Below are 4,559 nucleotides of genomic sequence, written 5' to 3' on the forward strand. Positions count from 1 at the left end.
GATTTGCACTAATTTCAATGGTATCGGCCCTACTCAATATAAGTGAGTAATGCTCATACCTTGTCATTCATTATTTATCGACAGCAAGTTATTTATCGACAACAAGGATGTAGTCATGACGTCAACCACGCAAAAAATCAAGCACTCCTTTCAAGCTATTATCACGCCGCGCAAAATTGTACCCGTACTTGGTAGCCTAGGTACTGGCCTACTCATGATGACCCTGTCATCAACCTCGGTACAAGCTGCGACTTACTATACTTGTTCAGCACCTAGCGGCTGTCAGTTGGCAGGCGCTAGGTTATTTACCTCAAGCTATACCGATACCAAGAGCCCTGTGGTGTTAGCTCACGGTCTTGGCGGTTTTAATAAATTATTTGGGGCGTTAGATTACTTTTATGGTATTCCGCAGACATTAATGCGCGGCGGCACCGATGTATATGCAACCAAAACCTCAGCGGCTAATAATAGTGAAGTACGCGGCGAGCAGCTGCTTCAGCAGGTCAAGCTTATCTCCGCCATCTCAGGCAAACCAAAAGTCAATCTGATAGGCCATAGCCAAGGCGGTATCGATATTCGTTACGTGGCTGGCGTGGCACCAGAGTACGTGTCATCAGTGACCGCCGTGGCGAGCCCAGAACAAGGCTCAAAGACCGCTGACGCTATTATGTCGCAGCTCTCAGAGGATAGCGTAGTCACAGAAGCTGCTGCTGGACTCTTTAAGCTATTAGGCATAGCAACTGATATTGGCTCAGGCGTAAGTGTTACTGAACTGCAAGAACAAGACGCCTGGAACGCTTTGGTCGCTTTGTCTACTGAGGGCGCCGCTAAATTCAACGCCAAATTCCCAGCCGCTATGCCAACACGCTACTGTGGTCAGCCAACGAGCACGCAAATCAATGGTATCAATTACTACTCGTTCAGCGGCAAAGGTCAACTGACCAATCTCACTGATGTCACTGATCCTATTTTGCTAGCAACTAGTGTCCCCTTTGGCGCGGATCAAAATGATGGCTTAGTATCGGTCTGCTCAAGCCGATTGGGTTATGTCATTCGTGATGACTATAGAATGAATCACTTAGATTCAGCCAATCAGCTATTGGGCCTAGTATCATGGCGCGAGACCAATCCTGCGACTATCTATCGCAGTCAGGTCAATCGTCTCAAAAAAGCAAACCTATAATAGCTAGCCAAAAGGCATTTCATTCAAAATATTTTGGTTAGAGCTTAATCAATACTTATCAACATTGGTTCGTATAACAAGATAACGCTACTATGTCACACGCTCGTCGCCCTTATTTATTACTTGTCGTCATCTGTCTTGTCATCGCAGCGCTGATTGCTGTTGTTCTATGGTTTAAACCGACATCAAGTGACAGACAAAGCGAAAATATGCAAACGACGACAACCGATAGTGAGGTATTAAATGACTCCTCAAGCGCTGTTGTCGCAGAGAATGTAGCTGATAACGGCAATACTCGGTTTGTTACAGGACTTGAGAATCTACCGCGCTCACTACAAGGCACGGACGTCGATGGCGAAATAATTATCGATGAAAATCGTCAGCTAGTGGTGATCGAAGGGCTGCGCCGACTGTTTGATTATTTTTTATCAGCGCTAGGAGAGGAGGATGAGGCGACCATACATGCCCGCGTTGAAAGCTATATTCGTAGTGTAACCCCTGAACCTGCGGCGTCTCAAGCTATTGGGCTATACCATCAGTATGTCGCTTATCTCAAAGCCATCCCTGAGATTCAAAAACGCTATGGCACGCTGCAATTGCAGGCCACCCAAAATGGCGAGCTCGATCTAAACATGGTCATGCAGCAAAAACAAGACGTCGCTCGTTTGCGTCAGCAATACTTTGATGACCAGACTATACAAGCGTTTTTTGGGAGTGAAGATGAGTATGATGACTATAATATTGAGATGATGAGAATTGAGCAAAACTCGCAACTGAGCACAGCACAAAAGCAAGCGGCGCAAGAGGATTATGTTAGCCGGCTACCTGATAGCGCGATCAAAACCAATATCGAACAGCAAGTCAATATGGCAAAGCTAATGCAACGCACCGAGCAGATGAAAGCGCGCGGCGCCACGCCTGAGGAGCTATATAACATGCGCCGTGAGCTCGTTGGCGCACCTGCGGCGACAAGGCTTGCCAAGCTTGATGCCGAGGATGCTGACTTTGATCAGCGCTTTACCCAGTATCAAGTGCAAAAACAGCAACTATTAACGCAAAATCCAGATAACGTACAAACTCAAATCAATCAACTCGAGCAGCAACTCTTTAGCGAGACTGAACGTAAACGCTTAACGGGTTATGCCGCTCTTAAACAGGAGACCTCTCAATAACATTAAATAACTTTTAGTCAGATAAAAGACAGTTGTGATTGAGACTTAGATAAGTTACGGTTGCTAATGGAAATACAAGCTCGTTACTTTTATGCATCTTGCATGAAGTTAAAGTAGCAGCCTCGTATTTTGATATAAGAGTAGCTTTAGTTTAACATTCAACAACGACTTTTATATGAGTACCCATAAACCAACTTATAACAACATTTAGGGAGCTTCAATGAAAAACCTGACCAAAGCACTAATGACCGGTATCGTAATGATGACTATGTTAGCAGGTTGCCAGTCGATGATGGCACAGCCAACCGACCAGCCTGATATTACAGGTACAGATGTCATCTAATTATCAGTAATACTTGTTTAACGACCTCACAAACTAGTGGGGTTTTTTTATGCCTGAATTTAAAGCGAGCAGTTAGCAGCTATTAGCTCATCTGACAAGCCTTATTAGCAAAACACATATAACAAAGTACAAAGTAGGGGCGCGTCGTATACAGGATAGCTCATGACAGGTATGGTTTAGTCAGGCACAATAGCTAGATTGTTTAGCACTACAAGTTAAGCACTACAAATAAGACAATAATTAAATACTACTGATATTTAGGAGATATTATGAAAACCATGACTAAAATCTTGATGACAAGTACACTTGCAGTTGGCGTTTTAACAGGGTGTCAGACGACGCCTACCGTCAACGCTCCTACGGCGCAGCCTGTAACGACTAGCGTTTTGCAAGCTTACAACTGGCAGCTCGTTGACGCCAAACGTGCCAACGGCGAGCAGATATCTCAGCTATTTTATAACCCTGCCAAACCTTTAACACTGAACTTCTTTGAGGCTGAGGGTACCAATCGCGTTACCTTTATGAATACCTGTAATAATATGGGCGCTGAATATAGAGTCGTTAACAGTAACGTTGAGTTTGGTAATATGATGAGCACGCTTATGCAATGTCCTGAGCCACAAGCCAGCTTTGATACTGCGACGATGGCTACTGTACAAGGCAAATATGATATTAATAAAAATGCCAATAACGTGCCTATTTTGACTATTCGTAACAACAATCAAGTCGCTTATTTTAAAGCGGTTGCTAAATAGTTAGCGACAATAGATGACTTACAAAGCTACTTTATAATGATGCCTCACGCTATAGTGGGGCATTTTTTTTGCAACAATTGCGTTACACTAGAGTAACTCACAGCCCTCTACTGGATTGCAGTTATGCCAAAAGCTTTCTCTTTTAATAGTCAGGTACTATTTGTGCTACTGACTATCACCCTTGTTAGCGGTTGCCAAACCCTTTCTGCCCCAAAAGCAACTATCGATACCAGCATCAGCAGTCCACTGACCGCCGCTATGCCTATAATCGATCGCACAGGCCGTATCGCTTATGTCGAGGAGCAAGGCGCGGGCGCAAGTAAGATATCGACGCTTTATACTATCCGTCCTGATGGCAGCGATCGAAAGCTTATTGAGCAGCTCAATGGCTATATCTACGCGCCCGCATGGTCAACCGATGGTCAGCTGCTGGCCTACAGTAAGCAAGCTATGCGCGAGCCGCCCAAGATTTATATCTATGATCTAAGCCGTCAAACGCGCAATCTTATTGTCAATAGCAATGGCAGCAATCTATCCGCCTCCTTCTCACCTGATAGTCAAAAAATGCTTTATAGCTCAACGGTCGGCGGCAACGCTGATATCTATGAGCTGTCGTTAATTGATGGTAGTACGCGTCAACTGACTACCCTAAAGAGTACAGAAGTGCAGCCAAGCTATGCTCCAGACGGCGCAAGCTTCGTTTATGTCAGTGACAAAGTCCGAGCAGGGCGTCCGCGTATCTATCGTTATGATTTTGCTAGTAGTAGCGCCTCTCCTATAGCGACTGGCGGCTATGCGGCAAGCCCGCAGCTGAGCGGTGATGGTCAACGCATGGCGTATCTCAATGGGCGCAAAGCGGCAGTCATGACCTTGGCGACAGGGCAGGTGATCGATCTTGCTGAAACGGGACTTGATGAGCCGGCGCGCCTGTCTCCCTCTGGGCAGTACGCTGTTTATCCAACTCGAAGTAGTTTAGTGATTGCCTCATTGACGGGCGGCAATAGCTATACGATTAGCAGTCAAGCAGATACGGTTGTGCGCGCGCCCGTTTGGGGTCGCCAGTGAACATGCATAAGCGCTCATTTATCGGTCATAAATTTTCTCTA

At 45.6% G+C, this 4,559-nt stretch carries 5 protein-coding genes; all 5 read left to right on the top strand.

Going from position 1 to position 4,559, the window contains the following annotated elements; translation table 11 throughout:
- Window positions 1-115: 115 nt before the first annotated feature.
- The 5 genes from ACTXGO_RS10010 to ACTXGO_RS10030 all read left to right on the top strand — a co-directional run bounded on the left by ACTXGO_RS10010 (window position 116) and on the right by ACTXGO_RS10030 (window position 4,518).
- On the top strand, window positions 116-1,183 hold the full coding sequence (locus ACTXGO_RS10010; protein ID WP_443574295.1) for an esterase/lipase family protein: 1,068 nt from the start codon (window positions 116-118) through the stop codon (window positions 1,181-1,183).
- A gap of 92 nt (window positions 1,184-1,275) precedes the next feature.
- Complete coding sequence (locus tag ACTXGO_RS10015) at window positions 1,276-2,355, top strand: lipase secretion chaperone (protein WP_443574297.1); 1,080 nt, start codon at window positions 1,276-1,278, stop codon at window positions 2,353-2,355.
- 220 nt (window positions 2,356-2,575) lie between these two features.
- On the top strand, window positions 2,576-2,698 hold the full coding sequence (locus tag ACTXGO_RS10020; RefSeq protein WP_317200813.1) for a hypothetical protein: 123 nt from the start codon (window positions 2,576-2,578) through the stop codon (window positions 2,696-2,698).
- Between the two features lie 269 nt (window positions 2,699-2,967).
- The gene (locus ACTXGO_RS10025; protein ID WP_443574299.1) at window positions 2,968-3,453 is read left to right on the top strand and encodes an META domain-containing protein; all 486 of its coding nucleotides are present in this window, start codon (window positions 2,968-2,970) and stop codon (window positions 3,451-3,453) included.
- A 123-nt stretch (window positions 3,454-3,576) separates the two neighbouring features.
- Window positions 3,577-4,518, top strand: coding sequence for a Xaa-Pro aminopeptidase (locus tag ACTXGO_RS10030; RefSeq protein ID WP_443574301.1), 942 nt, complete (start codon window positions 3,577-3,579; stop codon window positions 4,516-4,518).
- Window positions 4,519-4,559: the final 41 nt, after the last annotated feature.

The sequence above is a fragment of the Psychrobacter sp. T6-1 genome (assembly GCF_052258445.1).

Excerpts from the sequence above, each read along its gene's own strand:
- ACTXGO_RS10020 (WP_317200813.1), top strand. The coding sequence starts at position 2,576 with ATGAAAAACCTGACCAAAGCACTAATGACCGGTATCGTAATGATGACT.
- ACTXGO_RS10030 (WP_443574301.1), top strand. The coding sequence starts at position 3,577 with ATGCCAAAAGCTTTCTCTTTTAATAGTCAGGTACTATTTGTGCTACTG.
- ACTXGO_RS10015 (WP_443574297.1), top strand. The coding sequence starts at position 1,276 with ATGTCACACGCTCGTCGCCCTTATTTATTACTTGTCGTCATCTGTCTT.
- ACTXGO_RS10025 (WP_443574299.1), top strand. The coding sequence starts at position 2,968 with ATGAAAACCATGACTAAAATCTTGATGACAAGTACACTTGCAGTTGGC.
- ACTXGO_RS10010 (WP_443574295.1), top strand. The coding sequence starts at position 116 with ATGACGTCAACCACGCAAAAAATCAAGCACTCCTTTCAAGCTATTATC.